Genomic DNA, 22,168 nt, shown 5'->3' with positions numbered 1-22,168 from the left:
GCGGGGCCTGGGGCGCGGGCGCGTCGGTGCGCGGACGGGCGGCGACGTCGAAGCCCTGCGGGCGCTGATGGCCCGGGGCGACGCCGGCGCGGGGGCGTTTGGTCTCGACCACCACGGTCTTGGTGCGGCCGTGGCTGAAGCTCTGGCGCACGGTGCCGGTCGAAACCGATCCCGCCTGCCGGGGCTTCAGGCTCAGCGGCGCGCGCGGTCCCGTCTGGGACGGAGTCCCGGTCGGAGCCTGCGGTGCGCCGTCGTTGGTCTTGTCGTTCTCGTCAGTCATCCGGTCGCTTTACTGGGGACAGCGGGTGATCCGCCGTCGTCTCGTTCAAACACAAAAAGCCGCGCGTCGCCCTGCCCCCAAATCAGGGAGCAGAACCCCGCCCGTCCAAAACCTTGTTCGGGGCCTCAGCCGGCTCACCGCCCCACTCCGGGGGCAGAAGCGGTCGAAATCCCGCCAGTCGTTCGACCTCTATGGTCCAGCGATCGGCCCGCCCGCCCTCAAGCAGGACGGCGTGTATCGCATTTTCCAGCCCAAGGGCCAAACTCAAATCGTCCGCCGTGAAGACGCCGCAGACTTTCGGGGGCGGCGTCATGTGTTTCGCCAGCGAAAGCAGCTTGCCGCGACCGTCGGCGGACCCGTCCGCCGCCTCGATGATCCATGCAGCCTTGCCCGACCGCACATTGGCCAGGGATTTCTCGAAGCCTGAGATAAGCACGCCTTCGCGCCGGGCAAGCCCCAGCTGGTCCAGACAGCGCCGGAACAGCAGGCTTTCGACCGTGTCCGCGAGGTCCGCGGCCGGCTTCATCGGCGCCTTGGCGGCGCGTGAAAACAGGTTCTTCTTCACCGCCGCCTCGATGGAGGCGCGGTCCGCCGCGACCCACAGGCCGCGGCCGGGCAGCTTGCGCGCCAGATCGGGGGCGACCGAGCCGTCCGGAGCGGCGACGAAGCGGATCAGGCGAGATTCATCCATGACCTCGTGGGTGACGAGGTCGCGTCTCTCTCTATCGATCGTCGCTTCGCGCAGACTCATGGAGGGCTCGGTTTCCCATCACGCGTTTTCGGGCTGTTCGGGGTCCTCGGCGAGGACCTCGTCGTCGGTGTCTTCGTCAGCGGCGACCTCGCCCTCGTCGCCTTCCGGCGCGGCGGCGAAGACGGCGTCTGCGTCGTATTCGCCCTCGGCCAGCTCTTCCTCGTATTCCGGCTCCGGCGGCTGCGGCAGTTCCGAGGCGTCGATCCAGCCGGCCGCGACCCGGGCCTGCAGGATCAGCATCTCGGCCTCTTCCTGGGCCAGGTTGAAGCTTTCCAGAACGCCCGGGACCTTGGTCCGTTCGCCGTTCTTCACTTCATAGCCGCCGCGGATCTCGTCGGTGGCCAGATCGGCCAGGTCCTCGACGGTCTTCACGCCGCCTTCGCCGAGGGCGACGGCGATGGCGCCGGTCACGCCGGGGACGGCCATGACTTCGTCCAGCACGCCCAGTTCGACGCGCTTCGCGTCCAGCACGGCGGCCTGTTTGTCGAGGAAGTCGCGGGCGCGGGCCTGCAGCTCCTCGGCGGTGTCCTCGTCAAAGCCCTCGATGTCGGAGATTTCATAGGGTTCGACGAAGGCCAGATCCTCGACCGTGGCGAAGCCTTCGGTGACCAGCAACTGGGCGATGACCTCGTCCACGTCCAGGGCTTCCTGGAACAGGGTGGTGCGCTCGCTGAACTCGCGCTGGCGGCGCTCGGAGTCCTGCGACTCGGTGATGATGTCGATCTGCCAGCCGGTCAGCTGGCTGGCGAGGCGGACGTTCTGGCCGCGGCGGCCGATGGCCAGCGACAGCTGCTCGTCCGGCACCACCACTTCAACGCGGTCGGCTTCTTCGTCGAGCACGACCTTGGAGACTTCAGCGGGGGCCAGGGCGTTGACGATGAAGGTGGGCTCGTCATTGTTCCACTGGATGATGTCGATCTTCTCGCCCTGCAGTTCGGCGACGACCGCCTGAACCCGCGAGCCGCGCATGCCGACGCAGGCGCCGACGGGGTCGATCGAGGAGTCGTTCGACAGCACGGCCATCTTGGCGCGCGAGCCGGCGTCGCGGGCGGCGGCGCGGATCTCGATCACGCCGTCGTAAACTTCCGGGACTTCCTGGGCGAACAGCTTGGCCATGAAACCGGGGTGCGAGCGCGACAGCATGACCTGCGGGCCCTTGGCCTCGGCGCGGACGTCATAGATGTAGGTGCGGATCCGGTCGCCGATGTTGAACACCTCGCGCGGGATGGAGTCGTTGCGGCGCATGATGCCCTCGCCCCGGCCCAGGTCGACGACGGTGTTGCCGTATTCGACGCGCTTGACGGTGCCGTTGACGATCTCGCCGACGCGGTCCTTGAACTCTTCGTACTGGTTGGCGCGCTCGGCGTCGCGGACCTTCCCGGTCACGACCTGACGGGCCATCTGGGTCTGCACCCTGCCGAACTCGAACGGCGGCAGATTCTCGATGTATTCCTTGCCGACGAAGGCGTCCGGATCGCGCTTGGAGGCGTCGGTCAGGCGGACCATGGCCGAGTCGTTGAACTCTTCCAGCTCGTCTTCCGGCTGCCAGTCGTCGGCCACGATGGTGACGTGACGCGTCAGGGCCATTTCGCCCGACTTGATGTCGATCTTGGCGCGGATGTCGTGATGGGCGCCGTAGCGCGACTTGGCGCCCTTCTGGATCGCCTCCTCGATCGCCTCGACGACGATCTCCTTGTCGATGTTCTTCTCGCGCGCGACCGCGTCAGCGATCGTTAGCAGTTCGAGTCGGTTCGCGGAAACGCCGGCTACAGCCATGGTCTAGTCCTCGGTCTCAACAGAGTTGTCGTTACGGGCGGCGCGCTTCTCGGCGCCCGCCTTCATCAGTTCGTCGGTCAGCACCAGTTTGGCGTCGACCAGCCAGTCAAACGGGATCAGGGCGGTGTCCTCCTCGCCCTCCAGGTCCATGGCGACATTGTCGCCGTCGGTCCCGGCGATCATGCCCTTGAACCGCTTGCGGCCCTCGATCATGCGATCGCTTTCCAGCCGCGCCTCATAGCCCTCGAACAGGTCGAAGTCGGACAGGCGGGTCAGGGGGCGGTCGACGCCCGGCGACGACACTTCCAGCAGATATTCGCCGGCGATCGGATCGGCGGCGTCGAACACTTCCGACACGGCGCGGCTCAGGCGGGCGCATTCCTCGACGGCGATGTCGTGGTCGCTGGGCCGTTCGGCCATGATCTGCAGCCGCCGGCGCAGGGTGCCGCCCATCAGACGCACGCGCACGATGTCGAGACCCAGGCTCTCGGCCACGGGTTCGATCAGCTCCAGCAGAGCGCGGTCTTCAACGGTCTTGGCCTTCAACGGGGCTCGGTCCAATAAAAAAGCGGCGGGCCCGACGGCCGCCGCTCAAACGGCGCCGTTAGGACGCCGGTCTAACGATGTGACGGGGCGTATAGCTCCGGCGGAGGGGTTTGTCAGCCCCTGTCGTCATATCCGATCGCGGCGTTGCCCTGTCTCGACGACAAAGGCAGAACAGGACGGCATGAAAATCTTCTGGATCGGTCTCGACGGCCCCGGGCGCCTCGGCATTTCGCGAAAGCCCGACGGCGGCGAGGCGCTGGAGCGGCAGATGGCCAAGCTGGCGCACGGCATGGTCGATCACGTCGTCAGCCTGCTGGAGCCGGCCGAGGCCGCCGAACTGGGTCTGGGCGACGAGGGCGCGGCGGCCGAACGCCACGGCGTCGGCTTCTACAATTTCCCGATCACAGACCACGGCGTTCCGGCGGACGCCGTCTATTACCGGCGCGTGGCCACGGCCATCGAGCGCCGGCTGAACGCCGGTCAGGCCATCGTGATCCACTGCCGGGCCGGGCTCGGCCGGGCGCCGTCCCTGGCCATCGCGGCCCTGATCGTGGGCGGGGTCCATCCGGACGAGGCCATCCTGCGGGTCGGCAAGGCCCGGGGTCGGCCCGTGCCCGAAACCGACGAGCAGCTGGCCTTCCTTCGCGACTTCGCAGCCGGGGTGCGGGGCGCCTGAGGCTGGTTCAAACCATGTCCAGCTGACCGAGGTAGTCGCGCTTGCCCAGCGGCACGCCCAGATGGCGCAGGATCGCGTAGGCCATCGACAGGTGGAAATAGAAATTCGGCAGGGCGAAGCTGGTCAGATAGCCGGCGCCTTCGAAATTCAGCTCCACCCCGGGGAATCGCAGTTCGACCCGGCGGGTTTCGGCGCCGTCGAACGCCGCGGCCTCGGCCGCCTCGATGAAGGCGATCGACAGGGCGACGGTCTCCTTCAGGTCGGCCAGGCTGGCCTCCGCATCGTCGGTCTTCGGCCACGGCTGGTCGGTCAGCCGGGCGACGCAGCTGCGGGCTGAAAAGGACGCCATGCGGATCTGGTCGGGGAAGGGCCGCATGTCCGGCGCCAGCCGCGCCTCCATCAGGGCCGTTTCGTCCAGGCCGGACTCCAGCGCCCGGTCGAGCAGTCCGTCGAGAGCCCTCAGGCCGCGCAGGAACATGGAGGTCGCGACGTGGTCGAGGGCGAGGCTCATGGGTCCGTCCTTTTGAGGTACGCAGGCTTTCTGCCCCGGTTCGCGATCGATTTCCAGCCGGAGGCGTCGTGGGTCTTGCCCTGTTCAGCCCGGCGTGATTGGCCTCGCCCATGACTGCCCCGCTCCGCCTCGCCTCTTTTCTCGGCTTCGCCCTGCTCATCGCGCTCTGCGCCCGACTGTCCGTGCCGATGGTCCCGGTGCCGATGACGATGCAGACCTGGGCGGTGCTGCTCGCCGGCGTGATTCTGGGGCCACGATGGGGCGCGGCGGCTGTCGTGCTGTATCTCGCCCTGGCGCTGGCGGGCCTGCCGGTGTTGTCCGACGGGGCGTCGGGCCCGGGGCCGTTCACGGGGCCGACCGCCGGCTATCTGTTCGCCTTTCCGCTCGCCGCCGGGCTGGCGGGCGTTCTGGCCGAAGGCGGACGGCTGGGCCGACTGGCCCCGGCGACGGCCTGGCTGTTCGGCCTGCACCTGATGATCCTGGCGCTGGGGACGGGCTGGCTGGCCGGCCGGATCGGCGTTCCGGCCGCGGTCGCCGCCGGCTTCACGCCCTTTCTGGCCGGGGCGGCGGTCAAGTCGGTGCTGGTCGTCCTCGCGGCCCGCGCCCTGTCGGCCGTCGCCGGCTTCAGGCCCGGATGAAGTCGAGGAAGATCGGGGCCGTGTCGCCCAGCTTCTTTTCCTCGTAGCGGGTGACGACATGATCCGCCGGCGCGCTGCGCCAGTCGTCCGCCGCCTCGGCCTGCCAGACCAGACCGGGCGTGCGCTCGAACTTCTCCAGCGCCCAGTCGGCGTAGTCCTTCCAGTCCGTGACGAAGCGCAGGCCGCCGCCGGGCTTGAGCAGGCGGGCGATCTCCGCCGCCGTCTCGTCCTGCACCAGCCGGCGCTTGTTGTGCCGCGCCTTGTGCCAGGGGTCGGGGAACAGGATCATCACCCGGTCCAGCGAGGCGTCGGGCAGGGCCGTCATGACGTCGCGGGCGTCGTCGGCGTGCAGGCGGACGTTCTTCAGCCCGCGCTCGTCGATATGGCGCAGGGCCGAAGCCACGCCGTTCAGGAAAGGCTCGCAGCCGATCATCAGCGTGTCGGGATGCCGCGCCGCCTGTTCAGCCAGATGCTCGCCGCCGCCGAAGCCGATCTCGAGCCAGACTGCTTTCGCTTCGGGCATCAGCGCCTTCGGATCGATCGGCCCGGCCTTCGGATCCGGCAGGGCGATGCCGGGCAGCAGGGTATCGAACAGGGCCGCCTGCCGCGGCTTGATGGCGCGCGACTTGATCCGGCCGAACGAGCGAAGCGGGCGGTGGGCGGGATCGTCGGAAAGGGGCATGGGCGGCCTTATAGGCGGTCGCGCGTCCGGCGCGAGTCCTTCACAGCGCGCACCGCCTCCCCATGTTCGGCGGGCGCAAGGAGCGGAACATGGCGGAGATCATCGGCTGGGGCGTGGGCCTGGGGCTGGTCGGGCTGATTGTCTGGGCCACGCTGGCCCTGGCGGGCGGCGGCGGGCGGACCGCCGCGAAACGACGCGGCGGCGGCGTGCAGATGATGGCCGCCATGCTGTTCGGATTCGGCGCGGCCCTGGACCCGCCGCAACGGCATGTGGCCGAGGCCAAGGACGAGACGCCGAAGGGCTCGCCGGAGACCGGCGAGCCCGAACTGGATCCCTAGACCAGAGCCTTCAGCTGATCGACCAGATCGGTCTTCTCCCAGCTGAAGCCGCCGTCGGCGTCCGGCGCGCGGCCGAAATGGCCGTAGGCGGCGGTGCGGGCGTAGATCGGCTTGTTCAGGCCGAGGTGCTCGCGGATGGCGCGCGGCGTGGCGCCGCCGATGAGGCCGAGAATGTTGGCCTCCAGCACCGCCTCGGTGATCGCGCCCTTGCCGGTGCCGTGCAGGTCGACGTGGATCGACTGGGGCTTGGCCACGCCGATGGCGTAGCTGATCTGGATGGTGCAGCGGTCGGCCAGGCCGGCGGCGACGACGTTCTTGGCCAGGTAGCGGCAGGCATAGGCGGCCGAGCGGTCGACCTTGGTCGGGTCCTTGCCGCTGAAGGCGCCGCCGCCGTGCGGGGCCGCGCCGCCGTAGGTGTCGACGATGATCTTGCGCCCGGTCACGCCCGCGTCGCCGTCAGGACCGCCGATCTCGAAGATGCCGGTCGGGTTGATATGCCAGACGGTGTTCTCGTCGGTGAAGCCTTCCGGCAGGACGGAGAGGATATGCGGCTTGACGATGTCGGCGACGTCGGCGGACGACAGGCCCGGCGCGTGCTGGGTCGACAGGACGATCGAGGTGGCGCGCACCGGCACGCCGTCCTCGTACTGGATCGTGACCTGGCTTTTGGCGTCGGGCTCGAGCCGCTTGTCGCCGCCGTGCCGGACCTCGGCGAGGCGCTTCAGGATGTTGTGGCTGTACTGCAGGGTGGCCGGCATCAGCTCGGGCGTCTCGTTCGAGGCATAGCCGAACATGATGCCCTGGTCGCCCGCGCCCTCGTCCTTATTGCCGGCGGCGTCGACGCCGACGGCGATGTCGGCCGACTGGCCGTGCAGGCGGTTGATGAATTCGAAGGTCTCCCAGTGGAAGCCGGACTGTTCATAGCCGATGTCGCGCACGGCGGCGCGGACGGCGGCTTCGATCTCGTCCTGCACGCCCGGCGCCCACTGGCCGTTCGTGTCCATGATGCCCTGGCCGCGGATCTCGCCGGCGAGGACGACCAGGTTCGTCGTCGTCAGCGTCTCGCAGGCCACCCGCGCATAGGGATCCTTGGACAGGAACAGGTCGACGACCGTGTCGGAGATGCGGTCCGCGACCTTGTCGGGATGGCCCTCGGAGACGCTTTCCGAGGTGAAGAGGAAGGACGAACGGGACAAATGCAGCGCTCCGGCGGAAGGACGGTCGCCAGACATATAAAGATATCCTTATGTGTTCAAGCTCAACCTGAGCCGAGCAGCAGGGGCGCGGGTCCGACCAGGGCCCGGTCCAGTCGGTCCGGCAGGGGACGCTGCGCCAGCCGCGCCCGCACCCACTGGTCGGCGGCGGCCAGATCGCCGGCCAGCAGGGTGCGCTGTTCCGCCTCTCGCGCCACCCGGGCGGCATTGTCGAACGCCACCCCGGGGTTCTTGGAATAGGTCGAGAACAGGGGACCGGCGAGGGTCGCCTCCAGGGCTGCGGCGTCCTGCGTCACGCCGAAATGGCGGGCCGCCGCCTCCAGCACGGGGCCGGGGCGGGCGAACAGGGTCGCGGCGTCCAGGCCGGCGGCGTTCGGATAGCGCGCCAGGGCCTCGGCATAGATGCGGATCTGGGCCAGCCACAGGCGCGCCGCCGCCACGGCGGGGGTCGACGGCGCCGGTTCGCAGGGCTCGCGCCGGTCCAGCTCCGGCTTCAGCTCGGCGCTGACGCCCATGACCCAGTTGCGATGATTGTCGGAGCGCAGGATCGCCAGCAGATAGGTCTCCAGCGGGTAATAGAGGAACAGCGTGGGCGCCGTCGGGCGCTGCGCCATCAGGTCGTCGACGACGAAATTCACCGGCACATTGGCCTTGACGATCACCGGCGCGTCGGGCGCGTAGCGACGGCCCAGCAGACGCAGCGCCAGCCGCAACCGGGCCTGCCAGCCCGCGTCGCGCCCCGTGCTCACCGCCTCGACCGCCAGCTGGCGCAGCACCACCGGCTCGCGCAGCACCAGATCGCCGGGCCCGTCCAGCGCGCGGGCCAGCAGGGTCGAACCGCAATGGGCGACATGAAAGATCCAGCCGATCTCGGCCGCCGGCGCGCCGGTCCGGTCCAGCAGGGCGGCCAGCTGGGCCGCGTCCACCCGCGCCATCGAAGGACCCGCCGGCTGGATGCGGCGATCCAGGAAGATCGACCGCGCATAGGCCGCCCGGTCCATCGGCATCAGCGTCGCCTGTCCCCCTTCGAAGGCGAACAGATGATGGTCGGGCGAGTCCATCAGGTCTCTGAGATTGAGCTGCATGGGGCCTCCGGTCGTGCAGGTCTGTGATCGCTGTCGCACAACCCGCCGCGTCGCGCTATGACAGGCGTGTTCACCTCACGCGCAGCGGATGCCGATGCCCGAGTTCCTGGCGCCGACCCCGGCGACCCCCTATGCGATCGTCCAGGCCGGCGCCGGCGAGCCCATCGAAGCCGTGCCGACCGCCGCGATCGGCGAACTGTTCCGCACCCATGGCGCGGTGCTGCTGCGCGGCTTTCCGGTCGATCTCGAGGGGTTTCACGCCTTCACCGACATCTGGTGCGCCAGTTCCGTCTTCAACGAGAGCCCGGACCGCCGCCTGCTGGACGAAGCCCACAATATCCAGTCGGTCAACGGCGGTTCGGCCCCCTTTCCGCTGCACCCCGAACTGTCCCGCGAGCCGTGGAAGCCCGACGTCTGCTTCTTCTTCTGCCTGCAGCCGCCGGTGTCGGGCGGCGAGACCACGGTCTGCGACGGAGCCGAGATCGTGCGGCGTCTGCCGGCCGATATCCGCGACGCCATGGCCGCCCGCCGGCTGCTGTATGTCCAGCCGGCCCTGCCGGAGACCCTGAGCTACTGGCTGGGCGAGGCCGAACCGAGCGACGCCCGGCTGGCGTCGCCGCCGGCCTCCTGCCCCTATCGCTTTGTGCGCACCCCGGCCGGGGTGATGCGGGTCTTCACCCGGCCGATGCTCCACCGCACCCGGTTCGGAAACCAACCCGCCTTCGGCAATTTCCTGCTGTTCGCGCGGGACTATCTGGGCCTGCCCAACTTCCCGGTCATGGACAACGGCCAGCGCGTGCCCGACGCCTGGATGGACGCCGTGCGCCAGGCGGCGGCGGACATCACGGCCCCGATCCTGTGGCTGCCGGGCGATCTGTTGATGGTCGACAACAGCCGCGTCATGCACGGGCGTCGCGCCATCATCGACGCCGACAACCGGCTGATCGCCTCCTATTTCGGCTATCTCAGGGACGCCGCCCCGGACCCCGAGGAACCGGCCGATCCCCCCTGGCGCCGCGCCATGTTCCGCCCGCCGACCGCCGAGGCCGGCGTCAGCGTCTGATTTGCGATGGAGGAATGGTGCCGCTTAGGTGACTCGAACACCTGACCCCCGCATTACGAATGCGATGCTCTACCAGCTGAGCTAAAGCGGCCTTGGCGCGACGGGCGATGCAGCCCCGCGCGAGAGGCGCTCTTTATACGCGGGGCGCGGGCTTGCCAAGCGCCGCGAGCAGGGCGGTTTCGTCGGGCGTCGGGGCGAGGCGGATTTCGAGGCCGGAGCGGTCGCCGAGCGGCGCCGCCGCCGCCGCTGACAGGGCGACCGCCGTCCGGCCGGCGAACGGGCCCAGCGCCGCCAGCGCCCGGGCGGCCCGGGCGGAATGGATCAGGACGGCGTCAAAGGCGGCGGGCGCCGCGGCGCCGGTCTCGACGGCCTCATACACGGGCAGGGCCTTCGCCTCGACGCGGCCCCGCAGCAGGGCCGGCAGATCGCCCGCCGGCTCCCGGGCGCCCGCAACCAGCAGGGGGCCGACCGACGGCTCCTGTGCGATCAGCAGGGCGGCCAGCCGGTCGAGATCGCCGCTCGCCGACTGTACCCGCGCGAAACCGGCCGCCCGCGCCGCGCCGGCGGTGGCGTCGCCGACGGCGAAGACCGGTCGGGTCCGGTCCGGGGTCAGGGCCGCGAAGGCGGCGACGCCATTGGCGCTGGTGAAGGCGAGGGTGGCGACGCCGGTCAGGTCGGGTGCGGCCTGGGGGATCGGGCGGATGGCCAGCAGGGGGGCCACGACGGGCTCGAAGCCGAGAGCGGTCAGGCGGTCGGCGGTGCGCGCGGCGCCGGGTTCGGCGCGGGTGACCCAGACGCGGCGGATCGCCGTCAGGGTTCGACCCGCTGGTCGCCGGCCGCGGCGTGAACCTCGGCGCCGAGCCTCAGGCCGAGGGCGCGGGCCTGGTCGATGATGTCTCCGGCGGACAGGTCGCCGAGCTGGCCGGCGCGCCGCCAGCGGGCCGAGCCGTCCGGGGCCAGCATTTCGGTGGTGAGGCGCATCTGGCCGTCGGCGATCATCGCATGCGCCCCGACGGCGGTGCGGCAGGATCCTTCCAGCGCCGTCATCGCCCCGCGCTCGGCCGCCACGGCGAGCGCGGTCATCGGATCGTTGAGCGCGGCGACCCAGGCGGCGTCGAGATCGTCCGTCCTGGTCTGGAGGGCGAGGGCGCCCTGTCCCGGCGCGGGCAGGAAGTCGTTCAGCGACAGCCGCTCGCGGATCACCGCCTCGAACCCGAGCCGGTTCAGCCCGGAGACGGCCAGCAGGATGGCGTCGAACTCGCCCTCGGCCAGTTTGCGCAGCCGGGTGTCGACATTGCCGCGCAGCATCTCGATCTTCAGATCGGGCCGCAGGGCCAGAGCCTGCGCCTGTCGCCGCAGCGAGGCGGTGCCCAGCCGCGCGCCGACCGGCAGGTCGGCGAAGGTGGCGAAGGCTTCGCTGACGAAGGCGTCGCGGGGGTCCTCGCGCGGCGGGACGGCGGCGATGCACAGGCCGTCGGGCTGGTCGGCCGGGACATCCTTCATGGAGTGCACGGCGACGTCGACGCGGCCCTCCAGCAGCGCTTCCTCGATCTCTTTCGTGAACAGCGCCTTGCCGCCGATCTCCATCAGCCGGCGGTCCTGCACCCGGTCGCCGGTGGTGACGATTTCGACCAGGGGCACGGCCTCGAGCAGGTCGGCGTCGGCGACGCCGAGGGCGCGGCCGATGGCGCGCTGCATCATCCCCGACTGGGTCAGGGCCAGTTTCGAGCGGCGCGTGCCGATGCGGACGAGAGGGGCCATGAGAGTCGTTGCGCCGGGGGTTCGGGGTCGCTACCTCGACCCGATGAGTATGGCCGCCGACTATAGCAGCGAAGGGGGACGGGCAACCGCGTCACCCGACCGCGCGCTGACGGTGCTCGGTCTCGAGACCAGTTGCGACGAGACCGCGGCCTCGGTGGTGCGCCTGTCGCCGGACGGCGAGGCGACGGTGCTGTCCTCGGTGGTGCACAGCCAGATCGACGATCACGCGGCCTATGGCGGCGTCGTCCCCGAGATCGCCGCCCGCAGCCATGTCGAAATGATCGACGGCGTCGTCCGCCGGGCCATGGACGAGGCGGGTCTGGGTTATGGGGACCTGGACGGCGTCGCCGCCACCGCCGGACCCGGCCTGGTCGGCGGCGTCATGGTCGGGCTGAGTTTCGGCAAGGCGGTGGCCCTGGCGCGCGGCCTGCCGCTGATCGCGGTCAATCATCTGGAGGGCCATGCGGTCTCGGCCCGGCTGGGCCAGCCGGTCGACTATCCCTTCCTGCTGCTGCTGGTCTCCGGCGGCCATTGCCAGCTGCTCGAGGTGCGCGGCGTCGGCGACATGACGCGGCTGGGCACGACGATCGACGACGCGGCGGGCGAGGCCTTCGACAAGATCGCCAAGGCCCTGGGCCTCGGCTACCCCGGGGGCCCGGCGCTGGAGAAACTGGCCGAAACCGGCGACGGATCGCGTTTCGACCTGCCGCGCGCCCTGCTGGGGCGCAAGGACTGCGACTTCTCCTTCTCGGGGCTGAAGACCGCCGCGGCCCGGCTGGCCCAGACCTGCGAGACCGACCAGCAGCGCGCCGACCTGGCCGATGCGGTCCAGACCGCCATCGCCCGCCAGCTCAGCGAACGCTCGGACCGGGCGCTCAAGGCCTATGCGGAAGACCATCCCCATCGGCTCTTCGTCGTCGCGGGCGGCGTGGCGGCGAACCGGACGGTCCGCGCGACGCTGCAGGCGACGGCGGAGAAAAACGGATTCGCCTTTCTGGCCCCGCCCATGGCCTATTGCACCGACAATGCGGCGATGATCGCCCTGGCGGGGGCGGAGCGGCTGCGCAAGGGTCTGGTGTCGGACGTCGACACCGCCGCCCGGCCGCGCTGGCCGCTCGACGAATACAGCGCGCTCAACGACCCGACGCATGCGCCGGGCCGCAAGGGCGCCAAGGCTTGAGGGAGTGACCATGCAGTTCAAGACCGCAGGCGTGATCGGCGCCGGCGCCTGGGGCACCGCCCTGGCCCAGGTCGCGGCCCGGGCCGGCCTCGACGTCCTGTTGCAGGCGCGCGAGCCCGAGGTGGTCGAGAGCATCCGCGCGCGCCGCGTCAACGAGGCCTTCCTGCCGGGGATCGTCCTGGATGAGCATGTCTCGGTCACCGGGGATCTGGCCGATCTCGCCGCCTGCGACCTGATCCTGGCCGTCCCGCCGGCCCAGCACATGCGATCGACGCTGGCGGCCTTTGCCGACCACTACCGGGCGGGCGTGCCGATCATCCTCTGCTCCAAGGGCATCGAGCGCGGCTCGCTGAAGCTGATGACCGACGTGCTGGCCGAGACCCTGCCGACGGCGCCGGCCGCGGTCCTGTCCGGCCCCAGTTTCGCCGGCGAGGTGGCGCGCGGCCTGCCCAGCGCCGTGACCCTGGCGTGCGCCGACGAGGCGCTCGGCGAGGAGCTGATGTGGACCCTGTCGGCGCCCGGCTTCCGGCCCTATCTGGCCAACGACCTGATCGGGGCCGAGGTCGGCGGGGCCATCAAGAATGTCCTGGCGATCGCCTGCGGCATGGCCGAGGGACGGGGTTTGGGGCGCAGCGCCCACGCCGCCCTGATCACCCGCGGCTTCGCCGAAATGACCCGGATGGGCGTGGCCCTCGGCGGTCAGGCCGAGACCGTGGCGGGCCTGTGCGGCCTCGGCGATCTGGTGCTGACCTGCTCCAGCCCCCAGTCGCGCAACATGAGTCTGGGCCTGGCGCTCGGTCAGGGCCAGTCGGTGGAACAGGCGCTGGCCGGCAAACGGTCGGTGGCCGAGGGCTATGAGAGCGCACCGGCGGTGCGGGAGCTGGCCGCGAAGATGGGCGTCGACATGCCGATTTCCGTTGCGGTCGCCGCCTTGCTGAACGGCGAGACGACCGTCGATGCGATGATCGACAGCCTTCTGTCACGCCCGCTGAAGGCTGAACGGAACTAACGGTGGCGACGGATCAGGATCCGGCCCCGCCAGCCACCGAACGCAGGCGCGTCTGGACCACGCCGCCGGGGGTGGCCCTGTGCGTCGAGGCCGACATCGCCGATCCCGGCTCGCGCGGCTTCGTGCTGCAGATCGGGGAGGCCTTTTTCCACGGTTTCGTCGTGCGCAAGGCGGGCCAGGTCGCCGGCTATGTCGACCGCTGTCCGCACCAGGGCTTTCCGCTGGCGATCGAGCTGGACCGCTATCTGGTCCCGGACGGGTCGCTGATCCTGTGCGGCTGGCACGGCGCGGTGTTCGAGCCGATGTCGGGCGCCTGTGTCGGCGGTCCCTGCGCGGGCGCCCGCCTGACGCCGTGGCCGGTCGAGGCTGTGGGCGGGATCATCCGCACCGCCTGATGCGGCTCACGCAGCGCCTTCGCGCGCCCATTTACCGCCAAGTACTTTACAACACAAAGTCAAACTGACATAGAACGGTGGAGACTTGGGAGGACGACGAGCCAATGACCGAGAACATTGAAGACCCCACCGCCGACATCGCCTGGATGCGCCGTCTGGCCGAGGAGGGCCGCGAGGCGCCCATGCAGGGGGCGTCCATCCTGATGGCCGCGGGCCTGATCTACGGGACGGCCAGCCTGGCCCACTGGGCCCAGATCGGCGAACTGGTCGATATTCCCGACGCCATCAATGGCATCGTCTGGCTGATTGCAACCGGACTGTTCTTCGTGGTCCTCGCCGTGGTCATCCCGCGCCTGAAGCGCCAGGGCGGGGTCGTCACGGCGGGGAACCGGGCGTCCACCACGACCTGGAGCGCCCTTGGCTGGGGTATTTTCGCCCTCTTCGCCTCGCTCGGGGTGCTGGGCTGGCGGCTCGGCGAGGACGCGGCCATGATGGGCATGGCCCTGACGCCCTCGATCATCATGGTCTTCTACGGCATCGGCTGGACGGTCAGTGCGACCATGTACCGGAACCCGGTGTTGTGGTGGCTCGCGGCCGGCTCCTTCGTGGCCGCCCCCGTGCTGGCGTGGATGGCGGGGCAGGATGCGCAATATCTGGCCTACGCCGGCGCCCTGTTCCTGCTGATGGCCTTGCCCGGCTGGATGTTGATGCGGCGGGCGCGGGCCTGATGGCATGACCGATGACTTCGACATCAACCGGATCGACGAGATCATCCACGGCCGGGTGCGGCTGGGCATCATGGCGGTCCTGTCGGGCGTCGACACGGCGGACTTCAACACCCTGAAGGCGCGGCTGCAGACCACGGACGGCAATCTGTCGGTCCATCTGCGCAAGCTCGAGGACGCCGGATTCGTCGCCGTGACCAAACGGTTCGAGGGCCGCAAGCCCCTGACCGAGGCGGCGATGACGCCCGCGGGGCGCAAGGCCTTCGTCGCCTATCTCGACGCCATGCAGGGCCTCGTCGGAAAGGCGTGATCGCGGCGCGGTGGTTCGGGCCGGAACGGTCGTCTAGACAGGGGGCATGACCGGCCGCATCCACCGCTTCGACGCTCTCGATAATTTCCGCGACTACGGCGACTACGCCACGGCCGCCGGGCGACGGATCGCGCCCGGGCGGCTGTTCCGGTCCGGCCATCAGGCCCGGGCCAGCGACGCGGACCTGGAGCGGCTCGCAGCCCTGGGCATCGTCACGGTCGTGGATCTGCGCCGGCCGTCCGAGCGCCGTGACCAGCCGTCGAAACGCCCCCCGGGGTTCGCCGGGCGCGTGATCGAGAGCCTCCACGACGACGGCGGCGAGGCGCCGCACCTCACCTTCCTCCGGACCGCGGACCTGACACCGGAGTCGGGGCGGCGATTCATGACCGACATCTATCGTCGCCTGGCCTTCGAGCCGTCCCACCTCGATCTGTTCGCGCGCTATTTCCGGGTCCTGGGCGAGACGGACGGCCCGACGCTGATCCACTGCGCCGCGGGCAAGGACCGCACCGGCCTGCTGGCGGCCCTGACCCATCATCTGCTGGGCGTCCACCCCGACGACATGGCCGCGGACTATCTGCTGACCAACACCGCCGTCGATCTGGAACGGCGCGCCCCGGGGATCGCCTGTCAGCTCGAGGCGCGGACCGGTCGCGCCGCCGCCCACGACGCGGTGGTCGCCTTCCTCGGCGTCGAGCCGCTTTATCTGGAGACGGCCCTAGCCGAAATCGCCGCCCGTCACGGGTCGGTCGACGGCTATCTGGAACAGGCCCTGGGGGTGGATGCGGCCCTGCGCGACCGGATCGGCGGCCGGCTGGCGGCATGACCGGCGCGCCCCGCTCCGTCGAAACCCGGACCGGACCGTGGCGCGATCCGCTGGCGGTCGCCGCGGGTCTGCGGACGCTCGAGGGACCGCTGGCCCTGCTCTCGGACGGCGGCGTCCTGGGCCGCTGGTCCTTTGTCGCCGCCGAGCCGGACCGGGTCCATGTCGGCGCGGTCGGGCCAGACGCGCTGGACGTCTTGCGGCGCCCCGACTTCGCCTCCGGCGTGGTCGGCCTGCTCGCCTATGATGCCGGGGCCCGTGCGGCGACCGGCTCACGGCCGTCGGTCTGGCCCGATCTGATGCTGGCCCGCTATCCGGCCATGCTGGTCTTCGATCATCACCGCGGCGCGGTGCAGGCCATCGGCCGCGGCGATGCCCCCGCCGCCGCCCGCGCCGCCGCCGATCGCGCCATGGCCTGGCTGGCCGCCGCGGTCGATCCGCCCCGTCCACCGGCTCCGGCCGGCGTTTTCGAGGCCGAGGCGTCGCCGGAGGCCTATCTCGAGGCCGTCGCCGATGTGGTCGCCCGGATCGCCGCGGGCGAGCTGTTCCAGGCCAATATCGCCCGGGCCTGGTCCGGCGCGCTTCAGCCCGACGCCGATCCGTTCGACGTCATGCTGCGGCTGGCGGACCGGGCCTCGGCCTATGGCGCCTTCTGGCGGCTGGGCGACCGGGCGATCGTGTCCAATTCGCCCGAGCTGTTCCTGACCTTCGACCCCGACACCCGCCGCATCGAAACCCGGCCGATCAAGGGCACCCGGCCCCGCCATCCCGATCCCGCCCGCGACGCCGCCCTCGCCGTCGAGCTGACGGCCAGCGCGAAGGATCGCGCCGAGAACCTGATGATCGTCGACCTGATGCGCAACGACCTGTCCCGCGTCGCGGGCGCCGGCTCCGTGGCCGTCGATCGCCTGTTCGAGATCGAAAGCCTGCCGACGGTGCACCACCTTGTCTCCACCGTCTCGGCCGTCGCCCGGCCGGATGTCGGGCCGGCCCAGCTGCTGGAGGCGACCTTCCCGCCCGGCTCCATCACGGGGGCGCCCAAGCATCAGGCGATGAAGGTGATCGCCGCGCACGAGCCGCCGCGCGGCGCATGGTGCGGCAGCCTGTTCCACATCGAGGCGGAGGGTCGGCTCACGGCCTCGGTGCTGATCCGCACGGCCTCGTTCCAGCGCCAGGGCGACGGCTGGAGCTTCCGCGTCCTGGCGGGCGCCGGCATCGTCGCCGACAGCGATCCCGCGTCCGAGCTGGCGGAGACCGAGGTCAAGATCCGCGCCCTGCGCGAGGCCCTGACCGGACCCTAGCAGGCGTCGCAGGCCGTCATTTCCACCGTGCGCGGCCGCAGATAGTTGATCTGCGAGAACTGCGTGGTCGCGGGCAGCAGATGGTCGACCGGCGAGTCATAGTCGTAGGTGACCTCGGACATGATGATGCTCTCGCCGTTGGCGATCAGATCAGCCGGCAGGGTGACAGTGTCCCCCTCGCCGTGGCCGGGGTCCTCAAGGTCGTCGCCGTAAATCCAGTCGATCCGGGCCACGCCGTCCGCGCCCCGGGTCACGCTGCTGACCCGCTGTTGCAGGGGCCCCGCCGGGAAGGGGTTCATGATCAGGTCGCCGATCGCGAAGATGTCGTCCAGGCCGGCCGGATCCACCGCCTCCTGCTGGGCCACCAGGTCGGCGACCATGGCCGAGACGTGTCCCATCCGCTTCTGGGCCATATAGCCCTGGCAGAACTCCGCGAGGCCGAAATAGAAGAAGATCAGAACCGGCGCCAGGATGGCGAACTCGACCGCCGCGACCCCGCGCTGGTCGCCCGCCCACTGCCTGAAAAGCCCGCGCCGCATCATTCCGGTTCGTTCCGGAAGACGGTGGTGGCGGACAGTCTGGCCGTGCCGTCGTTCAGGCGCGACAGTCCCTGGTCCAGAAAGGGGGTGATCAGCGGATGCCGGTACCAGACGCGCACCAGGATCAGATCCCCGGGATCGCCGTTGGTATAGACTAGGGAGTCAGAATCGAAGGTGCCATCCGCCATGGGGTCCGGGGGAACGACGGCGAACTGTGGGATCTCGCGCACATCGACGGAGACGCGTGCGGCGCAATCGCCGGAGAAGACGCTCATCCGGCTGCACAGGGAGGTTCTGAACTGTTCGGCGGACATGCTCGCCGCCGAGGCCTGGCCGGTCCGCACCAGCCGGCCGGTATCAGACGTGGCGTTGTCCAGCACGGAGTCGAGCACGAAGATCAGACCCAGCTCCAGGATGGAGAAGATCATCAGGCAAAAGGGCAGGGCGACCATGGCGAACTCGACCGCCGCCGACCCGTCGCGCGCGCGCAACAGGCGACGGGCGAGGCCGCGGCGCGGCGTCCGGTCCGATCGACGAAGGCTGCGGTTCGCCACGGATCGCTACTCGGCGACCGTCGCCACGCCGCTGGTCCCGCGCACCGAGGGCGAGCAGGACGAGCCGCAAGCCATTTCCGTAGCCTGTCCGCCGCGCCAGACGCGCACACGTCCTGTCCCGGAGCCTTCGCTGACGACGACCTGGCTCTGGAACACGGTGCGGCCGATCGTATCCACGGCGACGATCTCGGTCACGCCATAGCCCTTGCCCGTAATATACAGGGTGTTGGAATCCACCACGGTCACATCGGCGATCAGCGGATTGCCGACAATCACCGAGCCGGCTGGTCCGCGCAGCTGCACTCGCGTCGCCTGGTCGATCTCGACATTGAGCCGGGCTGACTGGGTCGCTCCCGAGCCCGCGAGGGCGAGAACCGCCGCCCCGGCCATGGCGGCGGCGAGACGGGCGGGCGTGAGACGGCTGGAGAGGGTCATGGCGTCGACTTCCATTGAACGGGCGCGCGCGTAAGCGTTCCCGCAAACCTGCCCTGCAATCCTCAAGAAAGTCTGAAACGGCCCGTCTGCAGGGCCTTCGAAGACTCTGGCACCGCGCCGCGGTTCCCCTATTCGTCAGGGCTGTCGGGGCAATTCGAAGTAAATGTCGAAGTAACCATGCCTGACGACCTGGTCTTAACCGCTGTCGGGCATTGTCAGGGTGTGTTCGGGGGTGAAGCGGGCGACCGACGCTCCCACACAAAGTTGTTGGCTCGCTTCACACATCAAAAGGAAATTCACATGACCAAGTTCATCTCGCAGTTCATCAACGACGAATCCGGCGCCACGGCCATCGAGTACGGCCTGATCGCGGCCCTGATCGCCGTCGTCATCATCGCCGCTGTCGGCGCGCTCGGCACCCAGCTGTCGACGACCTTCGAAGCCGTCACCACCGGCCTGACGCCGGCCGCCGCCCCCGCCGGCTAAGGCGAAGGCTCAGGTATGAGTTGAGGGCCGCGGCGGAAACGCCGCGGCCCTTTCTCGTTGTCCGCACGGCAACCCGGTCTTAACGCGCCCCGGGGATCATCGGCGCATGACCTTCCTGTCCCTGACCCTGCTCGCCGTCATGCCCGCGCTCGTCATCGTCGGCGCCCTGAAGGATCTCACCTCGATGAAGATCCCGAACTGGATTTCGGGGTTGCTCATCCTGGGATTCGCTCCCGCCGCCCTCGCGGTCGGACTGAGCCCGATGGTCATCGCCGTCCATTTCGGTGTCGCCCTGATCGCCCTGCTGATCATGATGGCCTTGTTCGCCCTGCGCTGGATCGGCGGGGGCGACGCCAAGCTTTTCGCCAGCACCTGTCTCTGGCTCGGTCTTTCGGGGTCCGGATCGTTCCTTCTGTGGACCGCGATCGCGGGCGGCCTGCTGAGCCTGCTCATCCTGATGGCGCGCGGCTGGCTACGGCCTCATGTTTCGGGTGCTCCCGGCTGGGTCGGGCAGTTGATGGAGCCCAAGGGGGACATCCCTTACGGCGTGGCCATCGCCGCCGGCGCCCTGGCGGCCTATCCCGCCTCGCCGCTGGTCGCCGCCTTTATCGCCGGATAGGGGCTCCGCAGGATAGCGGGCTTTCTCCGTCACTTAGGCCCCCGTTAACCCGCGCCCGGCATGGTCGTTAACGGTAGGGGGCCGAAGGACCGACTCAGGGTCCGGTCCGGCCTGCCGGAGACCGTCGATGAAGCCCGCCCGTATCATCGTGATCTGCGTCGCCGCCGTGGCCGCCATCGGTCTGGCCCTGGTCGTGCGCGCCATGGGATCACCCTCGAATACGCCGACCGCCGTGGCTGCCGCCGCCGCCGTTCCGACGCGGCCCATGGCCAAGGTGCTGGTCGCCGCCAAGGATCTGCAACCCGGACAACGCCTGACCGAGGCCGATCTGGCCTGGAAGGACTGGCCCGTCGACGAGGTCAATCCGGCCTTCATCACGGACGGCTCGACGCCTCTGCCCGCGGCCGAGGCCGCCGCCGACGCCGACGCCGCCCGTCCCGCGGGCGCCGTGGCCTCGGTCACCCGCGCCGCCAACGACCTCGCCACGGGCGGGGCCAAGGCCGACTATGTCGGCTCGGTCGTGCGCGAACCCATCCTGGCCGGCGAACCGATCGTCAGCCGCAAGATCGTCCGCGCCGGAGACAGCGGCTATATGGCCGCCTATCTCGAGCCCGGCATGCGGGCCATGGCCATCCGGGTCACGGTCGAGACCGCAGCCGGCGGCTTCATCCTGCCCGGCGACCGGGTCGATGTGCTGCTGACCCGCGAGACGACGCTCAGCAATATCGGCTCCCAGGAAGGCGACCGGTCCAAATTCACCTCTTCGACCGTGATGCAGAACGTCAAGGTTCTCGCCATCGACCAGTCGACCCGGGCCGGCGACGATGAACAGGCCGTGGTTGGCGCCACCGCCACCCTGGAACTCGGCCCCCGCGACGCCGAGGCCCTGGCCCTCGCCAAGTCCGAAGGCGAACTGAGCCTGGTGCTGCGCTCCTATGCCGATACGGGCGGTCCGTCCGGCCGGGTCGCGCCCGTCGCCCGACAATCCTCCGCCGTCCGAATCTATCGCGGCGGCGCGCCCGAAGTGGTGGTGGTGCAATGAAACGACTCATCGCGATCGCCCTCGCCGGCCTGTTTGTCGCCGCTGCCCCGACCGTCGCTCCGACCGTGGCCCACGCGCAGTCGCGCGCCGCCGTGCCGATGGGAACGGGGGCCCAGCTGATCAATCTTCCGCGCGGCTCGTCGATGGCCATCGACCTGCCGTCCGACGCCCGCGACGTCATCGTGCCGAATCCGATGGTGGCCGAGGCGATGCTGCATTCGCCGCGGCGCATCACCATCATCGGCCTCCAGCCGGGCGAAACCGACGCGGTGGTGCTGGACGCGTCCGGCCGCACCATCCTGTCCCTTCGCATCCGGGTCGACGCCGGAGTCTCTGCGCTCCAGGACACCCTGAGCCGGGTTATGCCGGGCTCGCAGGTCCGCGCCGAGGCTGTCAACGACAGCATCATCCTGACCGGCCCGGTCAGCAGCCCCGGCGAGGCCGATCGCGCCGCCCAGGTCGCCCGCGCTTTCGTCTCGGCGCCCGAGAAGGTCATCAACATGATGACCATCGCCGGCTCCGACCAGGTGATGGTCAAGGCCCGCGTCATCGAGGTCCAGCGGACCGCGATCAAACAGCTTGGTCTCGATGTCGACACCGTTCTCAACAGCGTCGGCGACGGCCTGTCCTTCGCCCAGGGCGCGACCTTCGGCGTGTCCGGCAGCCAGCTGGGCGGCGGCATCCTCAACTATGTGGACCAGAGCGGCGACGGCAACCGGCTGGACACCAGCCTGCGCGCCTTCGAGCGCGCCGGTCTGGTCCGCATCCTCGCCGAGCCCAACCTGACCTCGGTCAACGGCGAAAACGCCGAGTTCCTCGCGGGCGGCGAATTCCCCGTCCCGGTCGGGCGCACGGTCGACTCCGGCACCGGCCAGGTCTCGATCGGCATCGAGTTCAAGCCGTTCGGCGTGCGGTTGGCCTTCCGCCCGATCGTCCTGTCCGAAGGCCGGATCTCGTTGCAGCTTTCGACCGAGGTCTCCGAACTGACCACGGCCGGCTCCTTCACCCTGGGCGGCACGGCCGACGACGCCCTGGTCATCCCGGCCCTGAACGTCCGGCGCGCCTCCTCCACGGTCGAACTGCCGTCCGGCGGCTCGATGATGATCGCCGGCCTGCTGCGCGAGGACACCCGCCAGAATATCGACCAGCTGCCGGGGATCGGCAGCCTGCCGGTCCTGGGCGCCCTGTTCCGCTCGCGCGACTATCTGTCCGGCGAGACCGAACTGGTCATCATCATCGAGGCCTATATCGTCACCCCGACCTCGCCCGGGCGCATGCAGTCGCCCGCCGACGGCCTGGTCATCGCCAATGACGCCCAGACCCTGCTGTTCGGCCAGCTGAACCAGCAGTACCGCCGCCCCGGCGACCCGGCGGCGGCCGACAGCGGCTGGAGCGGCCCCGTGGGCTATGTAATCGAATGAGGATTCCC

At 70.0% G+C, this 22,168-nt stretch carries 28 protein-coding genes and 1 tRNA gene; 15 read left to right on the top strand and 14 right to left on the bottom strand.

Features of this window, described 5'->3' with window-relative positions; translation table 11 throughout:
- The 4 genes from B2742_RS13745 to rimP form a co-directional block, all read right to left on the bottom strand.
- On the bottom strand, positions 1-280 hold a 280-nt coding region (locus B2742_RS13745), incomplete at its 3' end, for a translation initiation factor IF-2 associated domain-containing protein (protein WP_292067338.1).
- Positions 281-362: 82 nt separating this feature from the next.
- The gene (locus tag B2742_RS13740; protein WP_292030424.1) at positions 363-1,031 is read right to left on the bottom strand and encodes an RNA-binding protein; all 669 of its coding nucleotides are present in this window, start codon (positions 1,029-1,031) and stop codon (positions 363-365) included.
- An 18-nt stretch (positions 1,032-1,049) separates the two neighbouring features.
- Complete coding sequence (nusA, locus tag B2742_RS13735; RefSeq protein WP_292067336.1) at positions 1,050-2,807, bottom strand: transcription termination factor NusA; 1,758 nt, start codon at positions 2,805-2,807, stop codon at positions 1,050-1,052.
- 3 nt (positions 2,808-2,810) lie between these two features.
- Entirely contained in the window at positions 2,811-3,353 is a 543-nt protein-coding gene (gene rimP, locus B2742_RS13730) for a ribosome maturation factor RimP (RefSeq protein ID WP_292067334.1), read from the bottom strand.
- Between the two features lie 181 nt (positions 3,354-3,534).
- On the opposite strand from rimP, the gene B2742_RS13725 reads away from it, so the two are divergent.
- On the top strand, positions 3,535-4,029 hold the full coding sequence (locus B2742_RS13725; RefSeq protein ID WP_292067332.1) for a protein-tyrosine phosphatase family protein: 495 nt from the start codon (positions 3,535-3,537) through the stop codon (positions 4,027-4,029).
- 7 nt (positions 4,030-4,036) lie between these two features.
- Here B2742_RS13725 and B2742_RS13720 read toward each other — a convergent pair whose 3' ends face one another.
- Positions 4,037-4,540: a DUF1993 domain-containing protein gene (locus tag B2742_RS13720; protein ID WP_292067330.1), complete on the bottom strand. Its 504-nt coding sequence runs from the start codon at positions 4,538-4,540 to the stop codon at positions 4,037-4,039.
- 110 nt (positions 4,541-4,650) lie between these two features.
- Between B2742_RS13720 and B2742_RS13715 the strand changes: the two genes are divergently transcribed.
- Positions 4,651-5,178, top strand: coding sequence for a biotin transporter BioY (locus B2742_RS13715; RefSeq protein ID WP_292067328.1), 528 nt, complete (start codon positions 4,651-4,653; stop codon positions 5,176-5,178).
- Here B2742_RS13715 and trmB read toward each other — a convergent pair.
- Positions 5,165-5,860, bottom strand: a complete 696-nt coding sequence (gene trmB, locus B2742_RS13710) for a tRNA (guanosine(46)-N7)-methyltransferase TrmB (protein ID WP_292067326.1) — start codon at positions 5,858-5,860, stop codon at positions 5,165-5,167. The two genes, B2742_RS13715 and trmB, sit on opposite strands and share 14 nt — an antisense overlap.
- An 89-nt stretch (positions 5,861-5,949) precedes the next feature.
- On the opposite strand from trmB, the gene B2742_RS13705 reads away from it, so the two are divergent.
- Positions 5,950-6,198, top strand: a complete 249-nt coding sequence (locus tag B2742_RS13705) for a hypothetical protein (RefSeq protein ID WP_292067324.1) — start codon at positions 5,950-5,952, stop codon at positions 6,196-6,198.
- On the opposite strand, the gene metK is transcribed toward B2742_RS13705, so the two are convergent.
- On the bottom strand, positions 6,195-7,394 hold the full coding sequence (gene metK / locus B2742_RS13700; RefSeq protein ID WP_292067321.1) for a methionine adenosyltransferase: 1,200 nt from the start codon (positions 7,392-7,394) through the stop codon (positions 6,195-6,197). The genes B2742_RS13705 and metK overlap by 4 nt on opposite strands.
- 62 nt (positions 7,395-7,456) lie before the next feature.
- The gene (locus B2742_RS13695) at positions 7,457-8,497 is read right to left on the bottom strand and encodes a hypothetical protein (protein ID WP_292067320.1); all 1,041 of its coding nucleotides are present in this window, start codon (positions 8,495-8,497) and stop codon (positions 7,457-7,459) included.
- A gap of 94 nt (positions 8,498-8,591) precedes the next feature.
- Between B2742_RS13695 and B2742_RS13690 the strand changes: the two genes are divergently transcribed.
- Positions 8,592-9,560: a TauD/TfdA family dioxygenase gene (locus tag B2742_RS13690; protein ID WP_292067318.1), complete on the top strand. Its 969-nt coding sequence runs from the start codon at positions 8,592-8,594 to the stop codon at positions 9,558-9,560.
- Between the two features lie 15 nt (positions 9,561-9,575).
- Here B2742_RS13690 and B2742_RS13685 read toward each other — a convergent pair.
- The 3 genes from B2742_RS13685 to hemC all read right to left on the bottom strand — a co-directional run bounded on the left by B2742_RS13685 (position 9,576) and on the right by hemC (position 11,321).
- A tRNA-Thr gene (locus tag B2742_RS13685) sits at positions 9,576-9,651 on the bottom strand.
- Between the two features lie 42 nt (positions 9,652-9,693).
- Positions 9,694-10,365: a uroporphyrinogen-III synthase gene (locus tag B2742_RS13680; RefSeq protein WP_292067342.1), complete on the bottom strand. Its 672-nt coding sequence runs from the start codon at positions 10,363-10,365 to the stop codon at positions 9,694-9,696.
- Between the two features lie 5 nt (positions 10,366-10,370).
- Complete coding sequence (gene hemC, locus B2742_RS13675) at positions 10,371-11,321, bottom strand: hydroxymethylbilane synthase (RefSeq protein WP_292067316.1); 951 nt, start codon at positions 11,319-11,321, stop codon at positions 10,371-10,373.
- 49 nt (positions 11,322-11,370) lie between these two features.
- On the opposite strand from hemC, the gene tsaD reads away from it, so the two are divergent.
- The 7 genes from tsaD (at position 11,371) to B2742_RS13640 (ending at position 17,064) form a co-directional block, all read left to right on the top strand.
- A complete protein-coding gene (gene tsaD / locus B2742_RS13670; RefSeq protein ID WP_292067340.1) occupies positions 11,371-12,501 on the top strand; it encodes a tRNA (adenosine(37)-N6)-threonylcarbamoyltransferase complex transferase subunit TsaD in 1,131 nt (376 codons plus the stop codon).
- A 10-nt stretch (positions 12,502-12,511) separates the two neighbouring features.
- Positions 12,512-13,510 carry an NAD(P)H-dependent glycerol-3-phosphate dehydrogenase gene (locus tag B2742_RS13665; protein WP_292067315.1) on the top strand — a complete coding sequence of 333 codons (999 nt, stop codon included), beginning with the start codon at positions 12,512-12,514 and terminating at the stop codon, positions 13,508-13,510.
- 2 nt (positions 13,511-13,512) lie between these two features.
- Positions 13,513-13,905: a Rieske (2Fe-2S) protein gene (locus B2742_RS13660; RefSeq protein WP_292067313.1), complete on the top strand. Its 393-nt coding sequence runs from the start codon at positions 13,513-13,515 to the stop codon at positions 13,903-13,905.
- Positions 13,906-14,009: 104 nt separating this feature from the next.
- A complete protein-coding gene (locus B2742_RS13655; RefSeq protein ID WP_292067311.1) occupies positions 14,010-14,633 on the top strand; it encodes a hypothetical protein in 624 nt (207 codons plus the stop codon).
- Positions 14,634-14,637: 4 nt separating this feature from the next.
- Positions 14,638-14,940, top strand: coding sequence for a winged helix-turn-helix domain-containing protein (locus B2742_RS13650; protein ID WP_292067309.1), 303 nt, complete (start codon positions 14,638-14,640; stop codon positions 14,938-14,940).
- A 46-nt stretch (positions 14,941-14,986) separates the two neighbouring features.
- Complete coding sequence (locus B2742_RS13645; protein ID WP_292067307.1) at positions 14,987-15,766, top strand: tyrosine-protein phosphatase; 780 nt, start codon at positions 14,987-14,989, stop codon at positions 15,764-15,766.
- Positions 15,763-17,064 (top strand): anthranilate synthase component I family protein, encoded by a 1,302-nt coding sequence (locus B2742_RS13640; protein WP_292067306.1) that lies wholly within the window; start codon positions 15,763-15,765, stop codon positions 17,062-17,064. Before B2742_RS13645 ends, B2742_RS13640 begins: the two co-directional genes overlap by 4 nt.
- Here the strand turns inward: B2742_RS13640 and B2742_RS13635 are convergent.
- From B2742_RS13635 to B2742_RS13625, 3 genes are read right to left on the bottom strand one after another with little or no spacing between them, the layout of a single operon-like run.
- Complete coding sequence (locus B2742_RS13635; protein ID WP_292067304.1) at positions 17,061-17,603, bottom strand: TadE/TadG family type IV pilus assembly protein; 543 nt, start codon at positions 17,601-17,603, stop codon at positions 17,061-17,063. The genes B2742_RS13640 and B2742_RS13635 overlap by 4 nt on opposite strands.
- Positions 17,603-18,157, bottom strand: coding sequence for a TadE/TadG family type IV pilus assembly protein (locus B2742_RS13630; RefSeq protein WP_292067301.1), 555 nt, complete (start codon positions 18,155-18,157; stop codon positions 17,603-17,605). Before B2742_RS13630 ends, B2742_RS13635 begins: the two co-directional genes overlap by 1 nt.
- Before the next feature lie 6 nt (positions 18,158-18,163).
- The gene (locus B2742_RS13625; RefSeq protein WP_292067299.1) at positions 18,164-18,592 is read right to left on the bottom strand and encodes a pilus assembly protein N-terminal domain-containing protein; all 429 of its coding nucleotides are present in this window, start codon (positions 18,590-18,592) and stop codon (positions 18,164-18,166) included.
- A 300-nt stretch (positions 18,593-18,892) separates the two neighbouring features.
- Between B2742_RS13625 and B2742_RS13620 the strand changes: the two genes are divergently transcribed.
- The 4 genes from B2742_RS13620 (at position 18,893) to B2742_RS13605 (ending at position 22,160) form a co-directional block, all read left to right on the top strand.
- The gene (locus B2742_RS13620) at positions 18,893-19,078 is read left to right on the top strand and encodes a Flp family type IVb pilin (RefSeq protein WP_292067297.1); all 186 of its coding nucleotides are present in this window, start codon (positions 18,893-18,895) and stop codon (positions 19,076-19,078) included.
- A gap of 106 nt (positions 19,079-19,184) precedes the next feature.
- Entirely contained in the window at positions 19,185-19,697 is a 513-nt protein-coding gene (locus tag B2742_RS13615) for an A24 family peptidase (protein WP_292067295.1), read from the top strand.
- Positions 19,698-19,824: 127 nt separating this feature from the next.
- Positions 19,825-20,739, top strand: a complete 915-nt coding sequence (gene cpaB, locus B2742_RS13610; RefSeq protein WP_292067293.1) for a Flp pilus assembly protein CpaB — start codon at positions 19,825-19,827, stop codon at positions 20,737-20,739.
- On the top strand, positions 20,736-22,160 hold the full coding sequence (locus B2742_RS13605) for a type II and III secretion system protein family protein (RefSeq protein ID WP_292067291.1): 1,425 nt from the start codon (positions 20,736-20,738) through the stop codon (positions 22,158-22,160). Before cpaB ends, B2742_RS13605 begins: the two co-directional genes overlap by 4 nt.
- Positions 22,161-22,168: the final 8 nt, after the last annotated feature.

It is taken from the genome of Brevundimonas sp. UBA7664 (assembly GCF_002483305.1).
Taxonomy (GTDB): Bacteria; Pseudomonadota; Alphaproteobacteria; order Caulobacterales; family Caulobacteraceae; genus Brevundimonas.
Note: the sequence above shows the minus strand (reverse complement) of the source record. Positions and strands in the feature narration are given on the sequence as shown.

Coding starts and splice junctions, on each gene's coding strand:
- hemC (WP_292067316.1), bottom strand. CDS start 11,321: ATGGCCCCTCTCGTCCGCATCGGCACGCGCCGCTCGAAACTGGCCCTG.
- B2742_RS13690 (WP_292067318.1), top strand. CDS start 8,592: ATGCCCGAGTTCCTGGCGCCGACCCCGGCGACCCCCTATGCGATCGTC.
- nusA (WP_292067336.1), bottom strand. CDS start 2,807: ATGGCTGTAGCCGGCGTTTCCGCGAACCGACTCGAACTGCTAACGATC.
- B2742_RS13695 (WP_292067320.1), bottom strand. CDS start 8,497: ATGCAGCTCAATCTCAGAGACCTGATGGACTCGCCCGACCATCATCTG.
- B2742_RS13650 (WP_292067309.1), top strand. CDS start 14,638: ATGACCGATGACTTCGACATCAACCGGATCGACGAGATCATCCACGGC.
- B2742_RS13720 (WP_292067330.1), bottom strand. CDS start 4,540: ATGAGCCTCGCCCTCGACCACGTCGCGACCTCCATGTTCCTGCGCGGC.
- B2742_RS13620 (WP_292067297.1), top strand. CDS start 18,893: ATGACCAAGTTCATCTCGCAGTTCATCAACGACGAATCCGGCGCCACG.
- trmB (WP_292067326.1), bottom strand. CDS start 5,860: ATGCCCCTTTCCGACGATCCCGCCCACCGCCCGCTTCGCTCGTTCGGC.
- B2742_RS13655 (WP_292067311.1), top strand. CDS start 14,010: ATGACCGAGAACATTGAAGACCCCACCGCCGACATCGCCTGGATGCGC.
- B2742_RS13705 (WP_292067324.1), top strand. CDS start 5,950: ATGGCGGAGATCATCGGCTGGGGCGTGGGCCTGGGGCTGGTCGGGCTG.
- cpaB (WP_292067293.1), top strand. CDS start 19,825: ATGAAGCCCGCCCGTATCATCGTGATCTGCGTCGCCGCCGTGGCCGCC.
- B2742_RS13725 (WP_292067332.1), top strand. CDS start 3,535: ATGAAAATCTTCTGGATCGGTCTCGACGGCCCCGGGCGCCTCGGCATT.
- B2742_RS13640 (WP_292067306.1), top strand. CDS start 15,763: ATGACCGGCGCGCCCCGCTCCGTCGAAACCCGGACCGGACCGTGGCGC.
- B2742_RS13740 (WP_292030424.1), bottom strand. CDS start 1,031: ATGAGTCTGCGCGAAGCGACGATCGATAGAGAGAGACGCGACCTCGTC.
- B2742_RS13665 (WP_292067315.1), top strand. CDS start 12,512: ATGCAGTTCAAGACCGCAGGCGTGATCGGCGCCGGCGCCTGGGGCACC.
- B2742_RS13625 (WP_292067299.1), bottom strand. CDS start 18,592: ATGACCCTCTCCAGCCGTCTCACGCCCGCCCGTCTCGCCGCCGCCATG.
- B2742_RS13635 (WP_292067304.1), bottom strand. CDS start 17,603: ATGCGGCGCGGGCTTTTCAGGCAGTGGGCGGGCGACCAGCGCGGGGTC.
- B2742_RS13715 (WP_292067328.1), top strand. CDS start 4,651: ATGACTGCCCCGCTCCGCCTCGCCTCTTTTCTCGGCTTCGCCCTGCTC.
- B2742_RS13615 (WP_292067295.1), top strand. CDS start 19,185: ATGACCTTCCTGTCCCTGACCCTGCTCGCCGTCATGCCCGCGCTCGTC.
- tsaD (WP_292067340.1), top strand. CDS start 11,371: ATGGCCGCCGACTATAGCAGCGAAGGGGGACGGGCAACCGCGTCACCC.
- B2742_RS13605 (WP_292067291.1), top strand. CDS start 20,736: ATGAAACGACTCATCGCGATCGCCCTCGCCGGCCTGTTTGTCGCCGCT.
- B2742_RS13645 (WP_292067307.1), top strand. CDS start 14,987: ATGACCGGCCGCATCCACCGCTTCGACGCTCTCGATAATTTCCGCGAC.